Below are 20,779 nucleotides of genomic sequence, written 5' to 3'. Positions count from 1 at the left end.
GGAGATAAGGAGGAATAGGGGATGGCTATGGAAATCAATCCAGATAAGCAGCAGGAACGTATTTCACGAATCCTCAAGGGGGGGACGCAGGCTTATCATCAAAAAAATGCGGAGCAAGGAAAACGATTTGTTCGCGACCGTTTAAAGCTCTTGTTTGATCCAGGGTTCGAGCTGGAGGATGGGTTATTTGCTAACTGCGCAGAAGAAGGCCTTCCGGCAGATGGCGTGGTTACGGGCATTGGAAAAATAAATGGAAGAATCGTTTGTGTGATGGCCAATGATTCGACCGTTAAAGCTGGCTCGTGGGGAGCGCGTACGGTAGAGAAGATCATTCGCATCCAAGAGACGGCCGACAAAATGAGAGTGCCGTTAATTTACCTCGTGGATTCAGCAGGTGCTCGCATTACGGATCAAGTTGAGATGTTCCCCGGTAGACGAGGGGCTGGTCGTATTTTTTACAATCAGGTCAAATTGTCGGGTAAAATCCCTCAAATCTGCCTGCTTTTTGGCCCTTCAGCTGCTGGCGGGGCGTACATTCCGGCATTTTGCGATATCGTTATTATGGTGGATGGAAATGCATCCATGTATCTCGGCTCCCCGCGGATGGCGGAGATGGTTATCGGGGAAAAAGTTACGTTAGAAGAAATGGGTGGCGCGCGCATGCATTGCTCGGTATCCGGATGCGGGGATGTGCTGGCGAACAACGAAGAAGAAGCCATTTCGATGGCACGACGATATCTCTCCTATTTTCCAGCCAACTTTTCTGAAAAACCACCCGTCGTGGCAGCTGCGGAGCCGCAATCTTTTGAGAAATCTTTAGAAGAACTTATTCCAACTAATCAGAATGCCCCGTTTAGCATGTATGACCTTATTGACCGGATTATTGACCAAGGGTCATTCTTTGAGATTAAGAAGTTGTTTGCTGGCGAACTGATTACGGGATTTGCCCGAATGAACGGCAGCCCGATTGGGATCATTGCCAATCAGCCGCGGATTAAAGGCGGCGTGCTGTTTCATGATTCGGCGGACAAGGCAGCCCGCTTTATTACCCTTTGCGACGCATTCCATATCCCGCTGCTATTTCTCGCCGACGTGCCCGGTTTTATGATCGGCACGAAGGTGGAACGAGCAGGCATTATCCGCCATGGCGCGAAAATGATTTCGGCCATGTCCGAAGCGAGTGTACCTAAAATCTCGGTCATCGTCCGCAAAGCATACGGAGCAGGACTTTATGCGATGGCGGGTCCGGCGTTTGAACCGGATTGCTGTCTTGCATTGCCTACGGCTCAAATTGCGGTGATGGGGCCAGAAGCTGCGGTCAACGCCGTCTATGCCAATAAAATTGCACAACTGCCTGAGCACGAGCGGGCCGCTTTTATCGAACAAAAGCGGGAGGAATATAAGCAGGATATTGATATTTACCGGCTAGCCTCCGAAATGATAATTGACGGGATCATTCCGGCCAATTCGTTACGTGACGAGTTAGTGAATCGATTCGAGGCTTACTCCTCCAAGGTTGTCGTCTTTTCTGAACGGAAGCACCCGGTATATCCGGTGTAATTTGCTGACATTCTGGCATTTTCGAACAGCACCAAGCGTGTAGCTGCGCACGGTGCTGTTTTTTGTATGGCGGGCATATTATAATCTTGATTAAGTGGATGAATGGTGTGGATACCGCTTTGCCTATAAGGGAAGGAGGCAGATCCGGCTCAAATGGATATTAAACAGCTTCATTATTTTGCAGAAGTAGCCAAGCACAAAAATTTTACAAAAGCTTCGCAGGTCCTGTTTGTTTCTCAGCCCTCTATTAGCAAGATGATCAAAAGCCTCGAAGACGAATTGGGAGTTACTTTGCTTGACCGTTCCGAGAGGGAAGTTATACTTACCGATACAGGACAACTTGTTTATGAGAAGACTTTAAAAATTTTGCAACTGCTAGAGGAGATACCTTCATCTGTTAATGAGCTCGTTCATGTACAAAGAGGAAAAGTGAAGATGGGCATATTGCCTACAATCAGCGCATTGCTGTTCCCGAAAATAGTTGCCGGATTCAAGAAGACATATCCGATGATTGAGATTCAAATGGTAGAATACACTGCGAAACAGGTAGAGATGCAAATCGAGCAAGGAAATATCGATTTTGGGGTTACGGTGTTGCCGGTAAACACACGGCTGTATCAACCGGTGTCATTGTTAGCTGAAGAGTTGGTTGTCATTGTAAGCGCTCACCACTGGCTGGCCGGAAAAACATCTGTCAGTTTAGTTGAATTACAGCATGAGCCGTTTATTTTGTTCACCAAGGAATTCGTTCTGCATGATATCGTTTGGCAAGCATGCTCGCAAGCTGGGTTCCAACCGAAGGTGGCACATATGACCTCCCTGTGGGATTTTTGCTGCGAGATGGTGGCGTCTCAATTAGGAGTTTCATTGATCCCTAGATCGATGGCGAACCGTTTGCATCATCTTTCCGTTCATATTGTTTCGATTTCGAACCCCAAGATTGCTTGGGAACTGGCGCTTATTTTTCCCCGGGATAAATACTTATCTTATGCATCCCGGGAGCTGATTGCCTACATCCTCGCCAATCCGCCGCATCAAGCGGGATGATGAACAACGGCTGTAGCGGGATACACTTCAGCAAGCGGAAAATGTGGAAAATGACCAACCTCTAAAAACGATATGACATCTAAGTATATACCTCACCAAAAATCTGTATCTTGAACGAAAAGGCGAGAGGGCTGCGACATCAGAACGAACGCACGAATAGCTAGCACGGGCGGTATTTACAAGTCCCAGATTTGAGGGATGCGCTCATGCTAGCTATTATTACTATTACTGATAATAACTTATGACTGATTAGCCAGACGTCAATTGGAGCTCTTATAATCTGTTATTTTTCTTGAAATATAATATTTTCATATCAAAATACCGATATATTTAATATAGCACTATTATTTTACAATAAAGGAGGGTTTCTTTATGAAACTTTTTAAACAGGGTAAAGGAACAAAAGTGCTTGTAAGTCTACTAGTTAGTTTAAATGTGTTTACGTATTCTAGTATTTCCTACGCTGCAACAAACGAACTGAATGATATTGATACTGGTATCGCAAACCTAGACTATGATCGCAATGAAGTTTTGGCCGTAGATGGAGAGAAAATCAGTAGTTTTGTTCCCAAGGAAGGCCTCCATTCGAATGGTAAATTTATTGTGGTTGAACGTGAGAAAAAATCACTCGCAACCTCACCAGTAGATATATCCATTATTGATTCGATGACGAGCCGCAGTTATCCAGGTGCCATACAGCTTGCAAATCAGGCGTTTTCGGATAATCAGCCTGATCTCATTATGAGCCCAAGAAAACCTATAAATATCAGTGTAGATTTACCTGGGTTGAAAAATGAAAATACAATTACGGTTCAAAATCCAAATCACAGCAGTGTGTCTGGTGCCGTTGATCAGTTAGTATCGACTTGGGTTGACAAATACTCGGCCACTCATACATTGCCTGCAAGGTTACAATATGCAGAATCTATGGTTTACAGTAAGAATCAAATTTCCAGCGCACTTAATGTGAACGCTCAAGTTCTTAACAATACGCTCGGAATCGACTTTAATGCAGTTGCAAACGGAGAGAAAAAAGTGATGGTAGCTGCTTATAAGCAAATTTTTTATACGGTAAGTGCAGCTCTTCCTTATAATCCATCGGACCTTTTTGATGAAAGCGTAACGTATAGTGAATTAGTCCGTAAAGGGGTAAGCCAAGAGGCTCCGCCACTTATGGTATCCAATGTAGCTTATGGCAGAACGATGTATGTGAAATTGGAGACAACTTCGAAGAGCAGTGATGTACAAGCTGCATTTAAAGCATTGCTAAAGAATGCGGACATACAATCTAGCGGACAGTACAAAGATATTTATGAAAACAGTTCGTTTACTGCCGTTGTATTAGGTGGCGATGCACAGACACATAACCAAGTAGTCACGAAAGACTTTACTGTCATCCAAAATATCATTAAAGACAATGCACAATTTAGCACGAAAAATCCAGCATACCCAATCTCTTATACAAGTGTCTTTTTGAAAGATAATTCAATAGCTGCTGTTCGCAACAACACGGAATATATCGAGACTAAATCTACAGAATTTTCTAAAGGTAAAATAACACTTGATCATCATGGTGCATATGTAGCTCAGTTTGAAGTGTCTTGGGACGAAGTTACATATGATGCAAATGGACAAGAAATCATTACTCATAGAACTTGGGTAGGAAACGGTCAGAATAAAACAGCTCATTTCTCGACTGTGATTCCACTTCCACCTAACGCCAAGAACATTAAGATTTTTGCAAAAGAATGCACTGGTCTTGCATGGGAGTGGTGGAGAACAATTATTGACGAGACAAACGTTCCGTTAACTAGCAATATAAAAGTTTATATTGGAGGAACTACGTTACACCCGTCAGCATCCATTAGTCACGAGTAAGTAAACGAATAAGTGGAAATACAATTACAAGAGAAGGCGATCGTTATACAACGATCGCCTTTTCTCAGCTTGTCGAGAAACCGAGTCATTTTAATGACATCGGGTTTCTCTTTTTGTTTTGGTAGATGTAAAATCGGGAAATTAGGGGGTTACCCCCCTGTTCTCCAGGCGATCCAGATGGATCGCCATCTTCTTCATATTCTGCACGGCTGCCGTCATCAGCGCTTGTTCCCTGACGTTTGTTAGCCCTCTCGCAAACGGCAATAGCGAAACCAAGGGAGCTCTTTAGCATCCGCGAAGCTTCGCTCAATCGCTTCTTTTCGTTTACGGTATAACTGTTTTCCTGACTTGCTGAGCCGGTTATTCCATACCCAGTCCTTGCTGTCTTCTCAGACATGTCGGGTTACAACCTTCTGGTGGCTTCGGGATCGCGTACATTGGTCCAGCAAGGGACAATTCTTGCAATGCTCTGGATCGGACGCATACTGCCGATAACCCTTGCGGTCTGTGGTTCGGTAACCCAGTTCATGGCTTGATAGCAGACGTAAATATTTCGCTCTGCTTCAAATGTGAATTTCCATTTGGGAAACAAACCTTGCTTGGGATGAAATCGTCGGTGAGCAATTACTGCGAAAATCTTTCTGCTTTGTAAACCTCGACAAATTGGCGTGGTTAAATAACCTGAATCTAATGCAACAGCCTCGACCTCAAATTCAAAACGTTCTCGCTGACGGTCTAAGCGGGACAAATAGGGAACAGAATCATGGACATTTCCCGGCGTGACATGCACGTCTGTAATGAAATTGTACTTCGCATCCATCGTGCGGTGATCCAGATAAAAGAAGCCCTCTGGTTTACCATCTCGGATCATATATCCGCTGTCCGGATCCGTCTTACTCACTTTAATTTCTTTGTCCCCAGTCACTTCCTCTCTAGGTTCTAGGGCTTTTTTCCGTGAGCTTTCCGGTCCTCTGTAACGGCGGCGTTTAACTCATCCACGTAATCTCTGGTGTTTTGCAGCACTTGCTGTTTCGTGTACTGGTGTTTATTCGCATTTGCTTTCACATGGGTGGAGTCGCTCACCAGAAAACGTCCGCCAACTATCCGGTGGGAAATGCCCTGTAAGACAATCTCGTCGAAAATATCCTGAAAATGTTCGTATCTTTAAACCGAGTTCACCGATAAAGGAAAAGTCGATATGTTTATCCACTTTGCGCAGCAAATGATCTTGCGGGACCAAATCTTCTATGGAAACAAACTCGTAGGCCTGTTGTTTTTCTCGGTTGGAACGTAGCATGCAAAACACCATCCGTTCTATGAATAGTTACCTATATTATACAACATTAACGTGGTGTCGTCTTAAATGATTAAGTCATAAAGAAGGCTGTCGAGAAAGCAACGTTAGTTCTTAACGGTTGCCACAGTGGCTATATCGCCAGATTTGCCTCGTTTTGATTTCTAACGGTTATAAGTGAGCTTATTTCTCCAATTTCATTCAACATCCAGCTGTTTTCAGCGTAATAAGCGCCCTCATAACCGTTACATTTGGAATTGTTACATATTCGCTGAAATAACAACTGTGGCGACCGTTAGGAATGGAGGCACAGTGAATCAGTTGATCACTATCAGCTGACCACCAATGGTTAGGGCACAAGGGATCAACTCACTACCAACCGATAAGTGCGAAGCTGCTTGCCGTTATTTCAATAAAGAGAAACCCTCGTCGTAACAAACAGAGGTTTCTCGACAAGTTGCAGCCTTAAGTTCAAAAGAACTTAAGGCTATTATTTTAATAGAAGAAGAGTGGGTCAAGCTATGAGTACTCGCAAAAAAGAATAGAAAGGAATTTTGATGGAGAAAAGATGCCTTGTAGTGAGAAGTGGAAGGCTTTTTAGCGATACTTTTTTACCACACTCTTAAGATGTTCGGTTCAATTCTGTTACAATAGTCATAAAACCTTATAGAAATGATGTTGATGATGAAAATCGAACTAGGACAACAACAAATTGAGATTCATATAGCATACGGCCCGCGCAAAAAGTTAGCGATTCAAGTCCACCCTTCAGGCCTCGTTACGGTGAAGGCGCCTAATCACACAAGTGATGAAGTGGTGATGAACGCCGTGAAGCAGCATGAGAGTCAGATTTTGAAGCAATTGCAGGCGATTGAGGCCGCTCGCACCGTTCCAAAGGTCAGAGAATACGAAGAGGAAGGGAAGTTCCTTCATTTGGGCAAGTATTATTCGCTTCATGAGTTGATCGAGACGAATGGACGTACGGAAGAAGAACTGCAACACGATCTGAAGAAGTTCTATTTTGCAAGCTGTAAAAAGATAATCGGGGAACGCATCAAGATCTATGCGAAGCAGCTCAAAGTCACGCCAAAATCCTTCCTAATCGAGGAGTCACGAACGAAGTGGGGCAGCTGTAGCTCGGCTAAGCATCTCACCTTTAATTATCGTCTCGCGATGGCACCCATCGAGGTCATTGATTATGTGGTCATTCATGAATTATGTCATCTCTTGCATATGAATCATGATCGCTCTTTTTGGCGGCGCGTCGGAAGCGTGATGCAGGATTATAAAGAGAAGGAAGCGTTCCTCGCAAGGTATGGACAAGCCATGACATTGTAACGGAAAAGTAACATAATACTCTTATTAGATCCGCTTATATAGCGGATTTTTCCACCTGAATGGGCCTCTTTTGATTCGATAAGTTTCAATTGAGAGTAGTAGTTATCTAGAACCATAATGAGATTAATCAAGAACAGTTGACATGACACCAAATGGTGACCTATTATTAAAGAGACACCAAATGGTGTCCAATTATTGTTCTCGCCTCATATGCGCTACTTCCAAAGAGTTGCATACTTCAATGAGGTTGTGAAATGAATAGCAGTCCCTTTGGTAATAATATTTAGGAGCGAGTGTTGTGAGCGAGAACAACCAGAAGCGGGATGTGTATGACGCGCTTGCAGATCCAACGAGGCGCCGACTGATTCGTCTGTTAGCAGAGTCAAAGGAGATACCACTTCATGAATTAACGGCACAGTTTCAAATGGGCCGGACAGCGGTATCCAAGCATTTGACAATTCTCAAAGAGGCCGGACTGGTTCTTGATCGAAAAGTTGGCAGAGAAACGCGATTTCGACTAGATGCCTCCCCACTTAGAGAAATTCAAGATTGGGTAGCTTTTTACAGCAAATTTTGGAGTGCGAATATGTTGCGTTTGAACGAACTATTAGAGGAGGAAGAAGAATGAGTTTATCATTATCTTTGGATTTTCAATATACGACATCGATCGAGAAGGCTTGGTCCGCCTTAACCGATTCCAATAAGTTAGCAAAGTGGATCACGGAAAATGATTTTAAGCCCGTTGTGGGACATCGTTTTCAGTTTCGTCATCAGCCGTCCGAATACTGGGATGGAATTGTTGACGGCGAAGTGCTGATCGTGGAAGAACCAACCCGCTTGTCCTATTCTTGGGCTACCGGAGACGAGCGACATACGGTCACATGGACGCTGCAGGATTTAGGGGAAGGAAAGGTTAACCTTCATCTCGAACAGACTGGATTCTCAAATGTTCATGGACTCGAAGGCGCCAAGTACGGCTGGAGTGCATGGTTCGGTAAGTTTGAGCAGGTGTTATAACCATAAGTAAGAAAGTTGAACCTTGCTTGACTAAAATGAACATAAACCGGCTGCATGTCGTGTGCAGCCGGTTTATGTCTACTTCGGACAATCTGAGCAGTTGAATATCATAATTCTTAACAAGACCGGAAGGATGTTAGGCATGAGCGAATCAAATCAGGAGCATATCGTAATCTCGGGTGCGCGGGAAAACAATCTTAAGAACGTATCCTTGCACATTCCGAAGCGGAAGATCACGATCTTCACCGGAGTATCTGGGTCCGGTAAGTCATCGATCGTCTTCGATACGATTGCCGCAGAATCCACGCGCTTGCTGAATGAGAACTTCAGCATGTTCGTGCGTAATTTCCTGCCTAGCTATCCGCAGCCAGATGCGGACGCGATTGAGAACCTGAGTATGGCTGTCATTGTGGATCAGAAGCGGCTGGGCGGAGGTTCCCATTCCACGATGGGTACGATTACCGATATTTCTCCCATTCTCCGACTTCTCTTCTCGCGAGTGGGCCAGCCCTATGTTGGACAAGCGAGCATGTTCTCGTTTAACGATCCGCAAGGTATGTGTCCAGAATGCAACGGGATCGGACGTAAATTAGGCGTGGACATGAGCAAGGCGCTGGACATGTCCAAGTCGTTGAATGAAGGGGCAATCATGCTGCCGGACTATGCGGTGGACAGCTGGGATTGGTCGATCATCGTGCAGGCAGGGTCTTTTGATCCCGATAAGAAGCTGAACGAATATTCAGATGAGGATTTAGAGCAACTGTTGTATGGCAAGGCGAGAAAGGTGAAGATGGATTTCGCTGGAAAGGCTACGAATATAACAGTTGAAGGCGCCATCGAGAAGTTCACCAATAAATACATCAGGCAAGATGTAAAGACGAAGTCTGAGCGCACACAAAAGACTGTTGCACCGTTCATCACCGAGAGCTCGTGCCCCAGCTGCCATGGCGCGCGACTCAGTCAGGCCGCGCTAAACTGCAAGATCAATGGACTCAACATTGCGGAAATGTCCGCTATGGAGGTCGAACAACTCATTCTCGTCATGCAGGAGATTGACGCTCCCGCTGCGGCGCCAGTCGTGAAGTCGCTGACGGAGCGGTTGCAGCATCTGGTGGATATCGGACTTGACTACTTGACGCTGGACCGTGAGACGGCTACATTGTCCGGCGGCGAATCGCAACGCGTCAAGATGGTGAAGCATCTGAGCGGCAGTCTGGTCGATGTCACTTACATCTTCGATGAGCCTAGTGTTGGCTTGCATCCCCGTGATGTACATCAGTTAAATGAGCTGCTGCAGAAGCTGCGCGACAAAGGCAATACCGTGATTGTCGTCGAGCATGATCCCGATGTCATCAAGGTGGCGGATCATATCGTCGATGTCGGGCCTCACGCTGGCAGCCGCGGCGGTACTATCGTGTACGAAGGAAGCTACGAAGGTCTGCTGGAGTCCAATACGCTGACAGGCAACTATATGAAGCGGCCTCTGCAACTGAAGCATGATTGCAGACAGCCATCCGGCAAACTGTCCATCAAGGATGCCACTCTGCACAACCTACAGCATGTAAGTGTAGATATTCCAGTCGGAGTGCTAACAGTCGTTACGGGTGTCGCTGGCTCGGGCAAGAGTACGCTGATTAACGAAATATTCCTTAGCCAGCATCCCGATGCGATTGTCATTGACCAATCGGCGATAGGCGTATCAACACGCTCGAATCCCGCGACCTACACGGGCATTATGGATGATGTGCGCAAGGCGTTTGCTTCCGCGAATAAGGTCAATCAAGGTTTATTCAGCTTCAACTCCAAGGGGGCTTGCGAGAACTGTCAAGGTCTAGGTGTTGTGTATACAGACCTTGCATTCCTTGAAAGCGTGAAGCTACCCTGTGAAGTATGTGGTGGTAGACGGTTCAAAGAAGAGGTACTCGCGTACAAGTTGAACGGCAAGTCGATTGCAGAAGTGCTGGAGATGACGGTTGAGCAGGCATTATCATTTTTCGAACTCAAAGAGGTTGTGCGGAAGCTCCAAGCGCTGAGTGATGTGGGGCTGAACTATATTACACTTGGTCAGCCGCTCAGTACGCTTTCAGGCGGGGAATGCCAGCGAATTAAGCTGGCAAGTGAGCTGCATAAGCAGGGCAGCATCTACGTGATGGACGAGCCGACGACCGGCCTGCATATGTCAGATATCGGTCACCTGCTGGAAATCATGAACCGACTCGTGGATGCCGGTAATACAGTGATCGTTATCGAGCACAACCTTGATGTGATCAGCCAAGCGGATTGGATCATCGATATGGGACCAGACGGAGGCAGCAAGGGCGGTCAGGTGGTGTTTGAGGGAACATCACCGCAGATCATTCACGCGGAGCAGTCGATCACGGGAAAATACTTGATGTAATACAGCCAATCAACGCTAGTATGAGATGGGATTCGTAGTTTCTTAGCATGAAGAGGAGAACATTCCTCCTAGTAAAGGTTAAACCTACGTAGAAGCAACTAGGCTGCCAGTAGAATCGGCAGCCTTTTCCTTGAACAATTACTAATTTTGATAACACAATGATAAAGAGGTAGGTTTCTTGATGACAAAGAGTAGAATGAATCCTAAAGTTGATGAATATTTAAGCAAAGCTACAAAGTGGAAAGAAGAATCGGAGCACTTGCGAAATATCGTGCTTGCCTGTGAACTGACCGAACAATTTAAATGGATGCATCCTTGTTACACGTTTGAGGGAAAAAATATCGTGTTAATACATGGATTTAAAGAGTATTGTGCGCTTCTGTTTCACAAAGGTGCCTTGTTACAGGATACCCATGGAATTCTTATTCAACAAACGGAAAATGTACAGGCGGCACGCCAGATTCGGTTCACTAATGTTCAAGAAATCATTGAAATGGAAGCGATCTTGAAAGCGTATATTTATGAAGCCATTGAAGTTGAAAAATCCGGTTTGGAAGTGAATTTTAAAAAGAATACAGAAACTACCATTCCTGAAGAAGTTCAAACTAAATTCGATGAAACCCCTGCCTTGAAAACGGCTTTTGAAGCATTGACGCCCGGACGGCAAAGAGCGTACATGCTTTATTTTTCGGAACCCAAACAAGCCAAAACTCGAGCAGCAAGGGTTGAAAAATATATGCAGCAAATCCTCAATGGTAAGGGATTAAAAGACTAGGGCGTGTATGCAAACCGATGCAAGACAACTCATAATTGAAACAAGGGGAATTGTCAGATGTCAAACGACAAACAGGAAGAAATACTAACAGGTGGGAATGTCTCAAACGTATACCGTGCGGGCGATACGGTTCGACGAGAATTAAAGCCAGACAGTGCCAAGGTTCACAAGCTATTAAAGCATTTGGAAAGCAAAGGTTTCACTTACGCACCAAAGTTATTAGGCATTGATGAAAAAGGGAGAGAGGTTTTATCCTTTATAGAAGGCGAAGCTGGGAATTATCCTGTGAAAGCGTACATGTGGTCTAATGATGTGTTACAAGAAATAGCTAGGATACTCCGTCTCTATCACGATGCTGTGAGTGATTTTTCAATGGAAGACAGTTGGCAGTCCATAGATAACACTCCGCAACCTTTTGAGGTACTTTGTCATAATGATTTCGCCATATATAACATTATTTTTAATCAGCATAGACCAGTAGGCATGATTGATTTTGATGTTGCTGGTCCTGGGCCAAGACTGTGGGACATAGCTTATACGCTTTACACTTGCGTTCCCTTGAGTAGGGTTTATCATACTGAAACAGGCGAGGCTATTTATTACAATTCCTTACAAGATGCTAGTCGTATCAAACAAAGAGTAAAATTGTTTTTTGACTCCTACGGTGAGAAATTGGAAAAAGGATTTATGGAGATGGTTATTCGTCGATTAGAAGGGTTATGTCAAACAATTGACAGAAAAGCCAAAGAAGGCGATATGGCTTTTCAAAAAATGATAGCTGAAGGACATATGGAACATTATCTAAAAGATATTGCATTTATTCGTGAACATGGGGAAGAGTGGATTTAGAGGTTGAGAGTGGAGAGCATAACAAAGACCGACTGTTAATAGGTCGGTCTTTGTTATGCAATGCACTGTGATTATAATCGAGCTCTTTCGGTGTCTACCACGCCGTTTCCGTTTTATGTTCAATGACATGAACGACTTTTGGCTCAATGCCTTTTACCATTTTAACCATCAAATCTTCGCTAATCTGTACGCCTTTTTGTTCGGCTTTAAGTTGTCTTTCAACCTGTGTTTTTGCGATCACATCAATCACTTGTTGTTTAGTGATTTTTTTAGCAGCTGCAATCTCCACAACAGATTTACCTTTTGCTAATTCTTGTTTTAATTCTGTCGGGCTCATTTTTAGTAAAGTGAACAGTTTTTCATCGTTTAAAAAGGCATCAGCAGTAGGATCAGGCTTGCCATCTTTAGAGAAGAAACCTTCTACTTTAATATTTGAAGGTGTAGCATCATCACCTCCGACGAGAGAAAGGCTAATTGTATTTCCTTGTACAAAAACCTGATAGAAAGGTGTTTTTGATCCTTTTTTGCTGTAATTCAACAGCAACGTTTTTTGATTCGGATTGTCCATTTGCTCGATCGCAAACTCGTACGCTTCAATATTGCCGTACATTTTTTCAATAAGAGCATCTACCTTCGCCTTGATCTCCTCATTGGTTAACGAAATGAGTGGCTTCTCCTTTGGCTCCCAATTCACTTGATCCACATGTTCAATCTCACCCGTAGTACTGTTTGTATGAAGGGTGATCTTTTTGCCAGTTCCTTTTTCCTGCAGGGTGATGCTTGTTTGGACACCTTGAACCTTACTTGCATCGACAATCTCAAACGATTTTGTTTCGGGAAATGCGCTATGCAGCTTCTTAAGTGTTGCTTTACCAACCTCATCCAACTGGACTTGGTCCGAAGTCATTGGTGTTCTAGTCAGCATTTCAATCAGGGTAGGGGCCGCAAATGCTGCGGATGGAATCAAAATTGCAGTAGCAACTAAACCTGTAATCAATCGTTTTTTCATGGTTGTTTCGCTCCTTTTTCGTTGCAAATATTGAGAATAAGAGTGTTCAATACGTTTGGAAATGGCCGGCGGACACTCCATCGTTTCGGCCTCGTTGTGCAGTTGTTCACGAATTGTGCGTTCAATAGTCATTAATCATTTCCATCCTTTCCGGGGGGAGATTCCATACGTTTTTTCGAAGCGCCTGTAGGCCAGCATGGTATCTGGACTTGACTGTACCCAGCGGAATATCGAGCAAATTCGCAATTTCCTCCAACGTATAGTCGTGAAAAAATCGCAAAATAATGACAGTCCGCTGTTTGTCGGTCAATTTGCGTATGGACTGCGATAATATTCGGTTCGTTCCATCCATCAACGCCGTATGTTGATCCTGATAAGACTCTTCCCGAGCGAATGCACGGACGCGTTCAAAAATTCGGAATCTCCGCCAACCCTTGACCCGAAATCTCTGCACTTGACGGATTACTAAGCCGTGCAGCCAGAAGTGGAAAGGACGGTCTGTATCATAGTTAGCAAGTGAAGTCCACATTTGCATATAGATCTCATTCATGATATCTTCCCGATCCTGTTGATGATCCACCAGAAAAGAGACTGTGCGGTAGACGTCTCTATAGGTGGCCTCATACATCGTTTGAAACGCCTGTTGATCACCATCTTTCATTTTAAGGAGTAATTGGTACATGTCTTCGTTTGGCATTCAGTGGGCCCTCCTGAGTAAGCAGCTTACACACTATATTGTCGCTCTAGCGGAAAATGGTTCGGTGCTCTTCTTATTTTTTTGAAAAAAGGTCGTGCAAAAGGCTGTGCGCTGTAATCCACGTGTCACCATTTTAATTTTGACCACCCGATTTATCCAATCATTGAATCTTAGCAGCTATAAGGGTACATCGGTGGATGAGTTGCTGGGCCAAGTAAATGAGTACATGAAAAAATGAAAACTTATCTCAACATTTGGTTACCCTAAGGAGACCTTGAGAACGCAACTACAGCCATAACTGCTGCGAGGATTTGCTCCTATTCAAGGATTTTTAGCATGATGGAGATTTGATAGTTGACCTTGACACTATGTTAATGCTTATTCTATCTTCACGGGCAGTTTATATGAATAGAGGAGTAGAGAATATGAAATTATTTCCCAAAAAATCAGTAACGGCTATTTGTGTGATTGTTAGTATGTTATTCGTTTCAGCATGCACACCTAAAGTAGGAGAGGCTAAGCAAGCAAGTACAGTTCCTGTTAGCAAATTGTCTGACGATGTCGTGTTTAAAAACGGCACCATTTATACTTCTAATCAAAAACAAGATATGGCAGAAGCTGTTGCCATGAAAGATGGAAAAATTACATTTGTGGGTTCCAATAAAGATGTACAAAAATGGATTAATAAAGATACGCAAGTCATTGATTTACAAGGGCGTTTCGTCCTTCCTGGTTTTGTGGACAATCATAATCATCTATTTGAAGCCAAATCACCAGCGGCAGGGACTTGTAGTGTATCACCTGATGCTTCCTTACAAGACCAACGTTCGTACTTAGAAGAGTGTCAACAAGAGGTAGAGCCTGGGGAATGGATAAGCGGAACAGGATTTAGCTTGGAAAGCTTACTGAAGGATATGGACATGGACGGGGAATCCGAAGAACAAACTCCATTACAGCTTCTTGATGAGCTGTTTCCGAATAATCCTGTAGTCATTATGGAAAAAACATCGCATGCTGTATGGGTTAACTCCGAAGCACTGGAGGTAGCTGGCCTGTACAAAAATAGGAAAGATCCACAAGGTGGTAGAATTATTCGCGATCCAGAAACAGGCGAACCTTTTGGTATTCTTTATGACGCAGCTGGTGATATCGTAATGGAAAAGGCGTGGAACTCACAGCCAGATCTATTTAAGAAAAATGTTGAAGGTTTATTGGATAGCTTAGATGAAGTTGCGCAAAACGGGATTACAACGGTTGGTGATGGACGTCTATATTGGAAACGTGGTTGGTTAGACGTATGGGACAAGGTATACGATGATGGGAAGTTAACGTCACGGGTCGTACTTCGTCCGTGGGTGTACCCGAACTTAAATGAAGCAGAGCAACTCGAGTATTTCAAAAAGATTAAGCATGACGATTTATCGTCTAGAATGTTGATTAATCAAGTGAAAATGTATAGTGATGGCATTAGTATTAATAGCACAGCGAAAACATTGGACAAATATAAATTTGAGTGGTTCCCAGGAACTCCATATGGTCTGAATTATATTCCAGAACAAAAAATGAAATGGTGGTTGACGGAACTTAATAAGATTGGTTATGGTGCCTTTATTCATACGATTGGCGACGCTGGGGTAAGAGAGAGCTTGAATGCGATTGAAGCAGCCAAAAAAGATGGAGCAAATCATCCATATACACTCACTCATGTGGAGATGGTGGAAGAGAGCGATATTAAGCGTTTTGCTAAATTAGGTGTTAGCGCTGACTTTCAGGTAGGGCATGATTTTGCAGAAGATCCTAATCAAAGTTGGGCAAGTGAATATTTTTCAAATAAGCAGATGAAGCGCATGTTGCCGTTAGGGCCCATTTGGAGAACGGGTGCAAATGTATCCCTTAGTAGTGATTGGGATGTAAATGATCTTAACCCACTTGTCACGATTTCTAATTCATTAAGTCTTGGTAAAAAAGGTTTACCTGATGTATTTGCAGCTATTGATGCTTACACCATTAAGCCTGCCAAATCATTAGGCCTTGATAAGATAACAGGTTCGATTGAAGTCGGTAAATCTGCCGATATTGTCGTATTAAATGAAGATATTACGGAGATGAGTGAAGCGAAAATTGCTAATGCCAAAGTGTTAATGACGGTGTTACAAGGAGAAGTCGTTTACTACAAGCGGAAATAATCGTTCGGCCCACTTAGATTAAACAAGCAGCCTGAAATGTCGGCTGCTTGTTTTTTTGTACACTCAGAATGGGCGTCATTGATTAAGGGCTGCCCAACACGTCGTAATCGTGTACGCGATGCTGTTGTCATATATTTCAATGGGGTATATTGACAAGCGAACATGAGTGGCTGTTACTGTTTGAAGCGCTAGCCAATCCGATTCGACTGAAGATCATCGCTTCCTTGCACGGAAAGCGAAAGTATGTTAGCGAGCTTGCCAGAGAAGTGGGCATCAACATTTACATATATACAATGGAACCGCGTAGCTACGCGGCTTTTTGCTTTACACATCATTAACCAATGTCCTGCTGGCTGTTGTGGTTATATCAAACGAACATACTCAATTCTTACTAAAATGTAAGCGAACAGTTCAAGTTGGTTAGATTAAAGTCATTCAATTGCAAAGAGATGTCATTTATAATCCAGACATATCAATCATTTTTTATAAAGGAGCAGTCAGATGAAAAAGATTATAGGGTTCGTATTAGTAATCGTTATTTTTGCAGGCATAGGGTTCGGAGTAAAACGATTTGTACAAGGTCCGTCGCAATTGGTCGATGGAATTCTAGTTATCTCCACAGAAAAAGATGCGATTAAGGTCAAAGAGTTGTATAAAGATAACTCTAAACAAACGATCGACTATAAATTGAAATTGGTTACAACAACAAAATCGACTAAATTGTCAGAAGCAGATCAGAAAGAAACAGGTCAACAATTTGATATCCGATATATCCAATATTCGGTTGTTAATCGATCCACGGCTGAGCAACTTGTCAAGAAGGGAATAATCAGGGCTAGAAAAGATCCTAACAGCGCGTCCATTCTTTCAGAGCCTGTTACCAGCATAAAAGAATTATCTAGTGGTCAGAATTTGTACTACTCTATGCATGATGCAGAGATGATCAATAATCAAATCGATCTGAACGGTCAGATGATACCCGTACAGTATGTCGAACATCAGCAATGGATTGGGTATTCGCCAATGGATCTTGTTATTGTTGATGACAAAACCTACAACCAATTAACCGAACCAGAGTCAACGCTTTCCTTGATCCAGTTTCAGAATGGCCGTTTTGATTATAAAAATAAAGATAAGATAAACGAGGTGTTAAAGGAAATCGGAAACGTCTATGCGGATAGCGCAGACAAAGTAAATTTTGTAGATGTACAAGATTGAGTTTGAGTGGTGAAAAGGAGACTGTATGGAAATAATACGGATGGAAAATGTGGTGAAAAGTTACGGTGAAGGAGATAACAGGGTAGATGCGTTAAAAGGGATTCACCTTTCAATTCAGCAAGGAGAATTTGTCTCCATCGTAGGTGCTTCTGGCTCTGGAAAAAGTACACTGTTGCACATATTAGGTGGGTTGGATCGACCAAGTTCAGGGCAAGTATTCATTGGGGATAACAATATTTATGATTATACAGATAATGAGCTTTCGATATTCAGAAGAAGAAAAGTCGGGTTTATTTTTCAATTCTTTAATTTGATTCCTGTATTGAATGTTCAGGAAAATATCGCGTTACCCACGTTATTGGATGATGAAGCGGTAGATATGACGTATTTGGATGAAATTATTGAAATTCTGGGGCTTCATGAACGAAAGGATCACTTGCCTTCCGAATTATCTGGTGGTCAACAGCAACGGGTCTCCATCGGCAGGGCGCTTATCAATCGGCCACATTTGATTCTGGCCGATGAGCCTACAGGTAATTTAGATACGCGAAATACGAAGGAAGTCATGGACTTATTAAGGTTAACGGCCAAAAAATACAATCAAACCATCGTATTGATTACGCACGATCTTACGATTGCATCGGCTTCTGATCGGGTTATCACAATAGAAGACGGTAACATCATTTCAGATCAACGGCTAGTTGCGAATAAGCATACGGCTGGAGGAGAATGAAGGTGATCAGCAATTATAAACAATTAAGCAGTAAGTATTTAAAGGGGAACATCAAACGAACCATTTTAACCTTTGTTGGAATCGTACTCTCTGTAGCATTAATTTCAACGATCGGCCTTTTTATGAAAGGATCACAACTCGCCCAAATTGAAAATATTAAGAAGTCACATGGGGTTTCTTTTCACGTCGGTATATCAAAATACGATGAAGCGATATTAAATAAAATCAAGTATAATCCCCAGATTGCATCGTTTGGTTTGATGTCTCAGGGTGACATTGTTCCGTCTGGAGATATTTCAGTGCAAATGAATTTCGCTGATCATTCCGCCATGGAGTTTTTAACGTACAGTCTCGTTGATGGAAATTTACCAGCCAATGGTGATGAAGCTGTTGTCGATTCATGGGCGCTTCCTTATATGAAAGGGGATCTTCAGCTCGGTGACTCCTTTGAGTTGGCTGGAAAAACATATAAATTGGTTGGGATTTTGAATAATCGCGAATTTACACAGAAAAATAAAGTGGCCCGCCTATTAACATACAAACGTGATTTTGCTGTTGGAGAAGGCAGAATTTTAGTCGAAATTAACGAGCAAGCGAACTTTAACGAGGTATTAGATGAAATCAATTCACTAACAGATGACAAGCATATCGAGATCAATCAAGATTTGATCAATGTATTGAAACCGGGATCGAATGAAGCGATCTTGGCCATAGTTATCATCGTTGTCAGTATTGTTGTGATCGCGACGGCTGTAGTCATTTATAACGCTTTTCAGATCAGCGTCGTCGAACGGATGAAGCAATTCGGCTTGTTAAGAAGTATCGGCGCTACACGAAAGCAAATTAGACAAATCGTGTTGAGAGAAGCAGCTGTGCTGGCCGTCATCGCCATCCCGCTCGGGATTGTGTGCAGCATATTGGCTCTTGCTGCTCTCCAATTCATATTTTTAATGTTATTAGAAAATGGTGCAGGTGTATCGCTCTTCCATATCGATTGGAAGATTTTATTGATCAGTTCGATCATCACCATGATGGCCGTGCTCGCGTCAAGTTATTATCCGGCTTTTCGTGCAGGCAGAATATCTCCCTTGCTCGCAATCAGCAGCAGGTTAGCAATTAAAAAGGAAGCGATCAAAAAACAAAAGAATTCTGTGCTGAAAAAGCCGCTATCCTTTCCTTTGAGTCTAGCCTTGAAAAATGTAAAAAGAAATAAAAATCGTTATACCATTACAATCTTATCCATCATTATTAGCAGTGTATTGTTTATTACGTTCTCGTCTATTATGGAATTCGCATTCTCATCCAAATATGTGAAAGATTTATCTACGAAGTCGGATATAACGATTTATTTGCAACCTGATCATGATGATGCTTCAGTCAAAAGCCAGCAATTGCTGAAGCTATTGAATTCACTCGAGCCCCTTGAAAATGTATCAGGAGTGTACGAGCAGGACTCCAGTATTAGAATTCATTTAATGGATGCGAATCAATCTAACACGACCGTTGAGGACATTCAGCTGGCGGTTGGATCAAAACACTCGATTACAATCGTTAATCACGTGGATGAAAATAAAGCAAAGAAAGAAACAGAGCTCGTTATTAAAGTGCTTGTATATAGTTTTATTACGGTAGTTTCTTTAATTGGTAGTCTTAATATTATTAATACGATTACAATCAGTATCATCATTAGACGAAAAGAACTGGCTGCGTTAAAATCAATAGGCATGTCACAACGAGATTTGAAAAAAATGATCATCTACGAAGCGCTAATATACGGTTTTTCAGGAAGTTTGCAAGGGATCTTCTTCGGTTGTATACTTTCTTATATTATGTATTTGGCTGTTTCAGGCATCAGCACAATTGAATGGTCCATTCCCTACGGGGCTTGTCTTATAACGTTTGCTGCCGCTTTGTTGATCAGTTACGTTTCTGTGCTAATCCCGCTAAGGAAAATTCAAAAAGATAATATCATTGATGTGATCAGGGAACAATAATATCGAGGGCCCGGCTATTTTATAGTCGGGCTGTTCTTATTTGACGATCAATAACTGAAATGGTATGGAGAGAAGGAGAGACACCTTTGAATAAAATATTGCTTGTTGAAGATGATGAGGCACTTGGTTTAGCCATCGAGTTTTCGTTAAAAAATGAAGGTTATGAGGTTGTCAGAGCAACTAGTGTAAAAGAAGCAATACACCAGTTTGATACTCATCCTTTTAATTTGACTATTCTGGATATCGGTCTTCCAGATGGAAATGGCTATGATTTATGTCTTCATTTCAAACAACAAAACGATACATCGGTTATTTTCCTAACCGCGCTTGATGAAGAAGCAAATGTAGTCATGGGACTGGATATTGGAGGGGACGATTATATTACAAAGCCTTTTCGAGTCAAGGAACTTATGTCTAGAGTAAAAGTGCAATTGCGCAAACAAGCGCGACCGGGAACTTCTTCGACGATCTTAACATCTGAAAGTATAAAAATGGATATGAACCAAGTCAAAGTTTACAAAAATCAAGAAAGCATTCCAATCACGAATTTAGAATATAAGCTTTTGTTAGCTTTTATGACGAACGCCCACAAAGCACTAACAAGAGATGAACTCCTGCACAAAATAACGGATGGAGATGAGGTTTTTTTTGATGAGAACACGTTATCTGTATACATTAGGCGCTTAAGAGATAAAGTTGAAGATGACCCAAAAAATCCACAGTTTATCGTTACGATAAGAGGCTTGGGCTATCGTTGGAGTAAGGATGTGAGTCATGAGTAACATG

Annotated in this window: 17 protein-coding genes and 1 pseudogene; 15 read left to right on the top strand and 3 right to left on the bottom strand. The window is 42.8% G+C overall.

The window, feature by feature from the left end; all coding sequences use genetic code 11:
- Positions 1-21 precede the first annotated feature (21 nt).
- From KIK04_RS22725 to KIK04_RS22715, 3 genes are all read left to right on the top strand, one after another.
- Positions 22-1,560, top strand: a complete 1,539-nt coding sequence (locus tag KIK04_RS22725; protein ID WP_232276025.1) for an acyl-CoA carboxylase subunit beta — start codon at positions 22-24, stop codon at positions 1,558-1,560.
- Positions 1,561-1,713: 153 nt separating this feature from the next.
- Positions 1,714-2,607, top strand: coding sequence for a LysR family transcriptional regulator (locus KIK04_RS22720; RefSeq protein WP_232276023.1), 894 nt, complete (start codon positions 1,714-1,716; stop codon positions 2,605-2,607).
- A gap of 372 nt (positions 2,608-2,979) precedes the next feature.
- Entirely contained in the window at positions 2,980-4,485 is a 1,506-nt protein-coding gene (locus KIK04_RS22715) for a thiol-activated cytolysin family protein (RefSeq protein ID WP_232276021.1), read from the top strand.
- Positions 4,486-4,626: 141 nt separating this feature from the next.
- Here KIK04_RS22715 and KIK04_RS22710 read toward each other — a convergent pair.
- Positions 4,627-5,782, bottom strand: a pseudogene (locus KIK04_RS22710) (IS1182 family transposase).
- A gap of 681 nt (positions 5,783-6,463) precedes the next feature.
- On the opposite strand from KIK04_RS22710, the gene KIK04_RS22705 reads away from it, so the two are divergent.
- The 6 genes from KIK04_RS22705 (at position 6,464) to KIK04_RS22680 (ending at position 12,156) form a co-directional block, all read left to right on the top strand.
- The gene (locus KIK04_RS22705) at positions 6,464-7,117 is read left to right on the top strand and encodes a M48 family metallopeptidase (RefSeq protein ID WP_232278863.1); all 654 of its coding nucleotides are present in this window, start codon (positions 6,464-6,466) and stop codon (positions 7,115-7,117) included.
- 298 nt (positions 7,118-7,415) lie between these two features.
- On the top strand, positions 7,416-7,745 hold the full coding sequence (locus KIK04_RS22700) for an ArsR/SmtB family transcription factor (RefSeq protein WP_232276020.1): 330 nt from the start codon (positions 7,416-7,418) through the stop codon (positions 7,743-7,745).
- A complete protein-coding gene (locus KIK04_RS22695; protein ID WP_232276018.1) occupies positions 7,742-8,134 on the top strand; it encodes an SRPBCC family protein in 393 nt (130 codons plus the stop codon). The genes KIK04_RS22700 and KIK04_RS22695 overlap by 4 nt, the downstream gene beginning before the upstream one ends.
- Before the next feature lie 142 nt (positions 8,135-8,276).
- On the top strand, positions 8,277-10,532 hold the full coding sequence (locus KIK04_RS22690; RefSeq protein WP_232276016.1) for an ATP-binding cassette domain-containing protein: 2,256 nt from the start codon (positions 8,277-8,279) through the stop codon (positions 10,530-10,532).
- Between the two features lie 181 nt (positions 10,533-10,713).
- Positions 10,714-11,307 (top strand): YdeI/OmpD-associated family protein, encoded by a 594-nt coding sequence (locus tag KIK04_RS22685; protein ID WP_232278862.1) that lies wholly within the window; start codon positions 10,714-10,716, stop codon positions 11,305-11,307.
- 57 nt (positions 11,308-11,364) lie between these two features.
- Positions 11,365-12,156: a phosphotransferase gene (locus KIK04_RS22680; RefSeq protein WP_232276014.1), complete on the top strand. Its 792-nt coding sequence runs from the start codon at positions 11,365-11,367 to the stop codon at positions 12,154-12,156.
- A gap of 94 nt (positions 12,157-12,250) precedes the next feature.
- Here the strand turns inward: KIK04_RS22680 and KIK04_RS22675 are convergent, their stop codons facing one another.
- On the bottom strand, positions 12,251-13,297 hold the full coding sequence (locus KIK04_RS22675) for a hypothetical protein (protein ID WP_232276013.1): 1,047 nt from the start codon (positions 13,295-13,297) through the stop codon (positions 12,251-12,253).
- Positions 13,287-13,862, bottom strand: a complete 576-nt coding sequence (locus KIK04_RS22670; RefSeq protein ID WP_232276011.1) for a sigma-70 family RNA polymerase sigma factor — start codon at positions 13,860-13,862, stop codon at positions 13,287-13,289. Before KIK04_RS22670 ends, KIK04_RS22675 begins: the two co-directional genes overlap by 11 nt.
- A gap of 425 nt (positions 13,863-14,287) precedes the next feature.
- On the opposite strand from KIK04_RS22670, the gene KIK04_RS22665 reads away from it, so the two are divergent.
- The 6 genes from KIK04_RS22665 (at position 14,288) to KIK04_RS22640 (ending at position 20,775) form a co-directional block, all read left to right on the top strand.
- Positions 14,288-16,048 carry an amidohydrolase gene (locus KIK04_RS22665; RefSeq protein WP_232276009.1) on the top strand — a complete coding sequence of 587 codons (1,761 nt, stop codon included), beginning with the start codon at positions 14,288-14,290 and terminating at the stop codon, positions 16,046-16,048.
- 149 nt (positions 16,049-16,197) lie between these two features.
- Positions 16,198-16,386, top strand: coding sequence for an ArsR/SmtB family transcription factor (locus KIK04_RS22660; protein WP_232276007.1), 189 nt, complete (start codon positions 16,198-16,200; stop codon positions 16,384-16,386).
- A 163-nt stretch (positions 16,387-16,549) separates the two neighbouring features.
- A complete protein-coding gene (locus tag KIK04_RS22655) occupies positions 16,550-17,266 on the top strand; it encodes a lipoprotein BA_5634 family protein (RefSeq protein ID WP_232276006.1) in 717 nt (238 codons plus the stop codon).
- 25 nt (positions 17,267-17,291) lie between these two features.
- Positions 17,292-17,999: an ABC transporter ATP-binding protein gene (locus tag KIK04_RS22650; protein ID WP_232276004.1), complete on the top strand. Its 708-nt coding sequence runs from the start codon at positions 17,292-17,294 to the stop codon at positions 17,997-17,999.
- Positions 18,000-18,001: 2 nt separating this feature from the next.
- Positions 18,002-19,993: an ABC transporter permease gene (locus KIK04_RS22645; RefSeq protein ID WP_232276002.1), complete on the top strand. Its 1,992-nt coding sequence runs from the start codon at positions 18,002-18,004 to the stop codon at positions 19,991-19,993.
- Positions 19,994-20,079: 86 nt separating this feature from the next.
- Positions 20,080-20,775, top strand: a complete 696-nt coding sequence (locus KIK04_RS22640; RefSeq protein WP_232276001.1) for a response regulator transcription factor — start codon at positions 20,080-20,082, stop codon at positions 20,773-20,775.
- The last annotated feature ends 4 nt before the right edge of the window (positions 20,776-20,779 follow it).

The sequence above is a fragment of the Paenibacillus sp. 481 genome, from assembly GCF_021223605.1.
Taxonomy (GTDB): Bacteria; Bacillota; Bacilli; order Paenibacillales; family Paenibacillaceae; genus Paenibacillus_B.
This window is presented reverse-complemented; position numbering and strand designations above follow the sequence as displayed.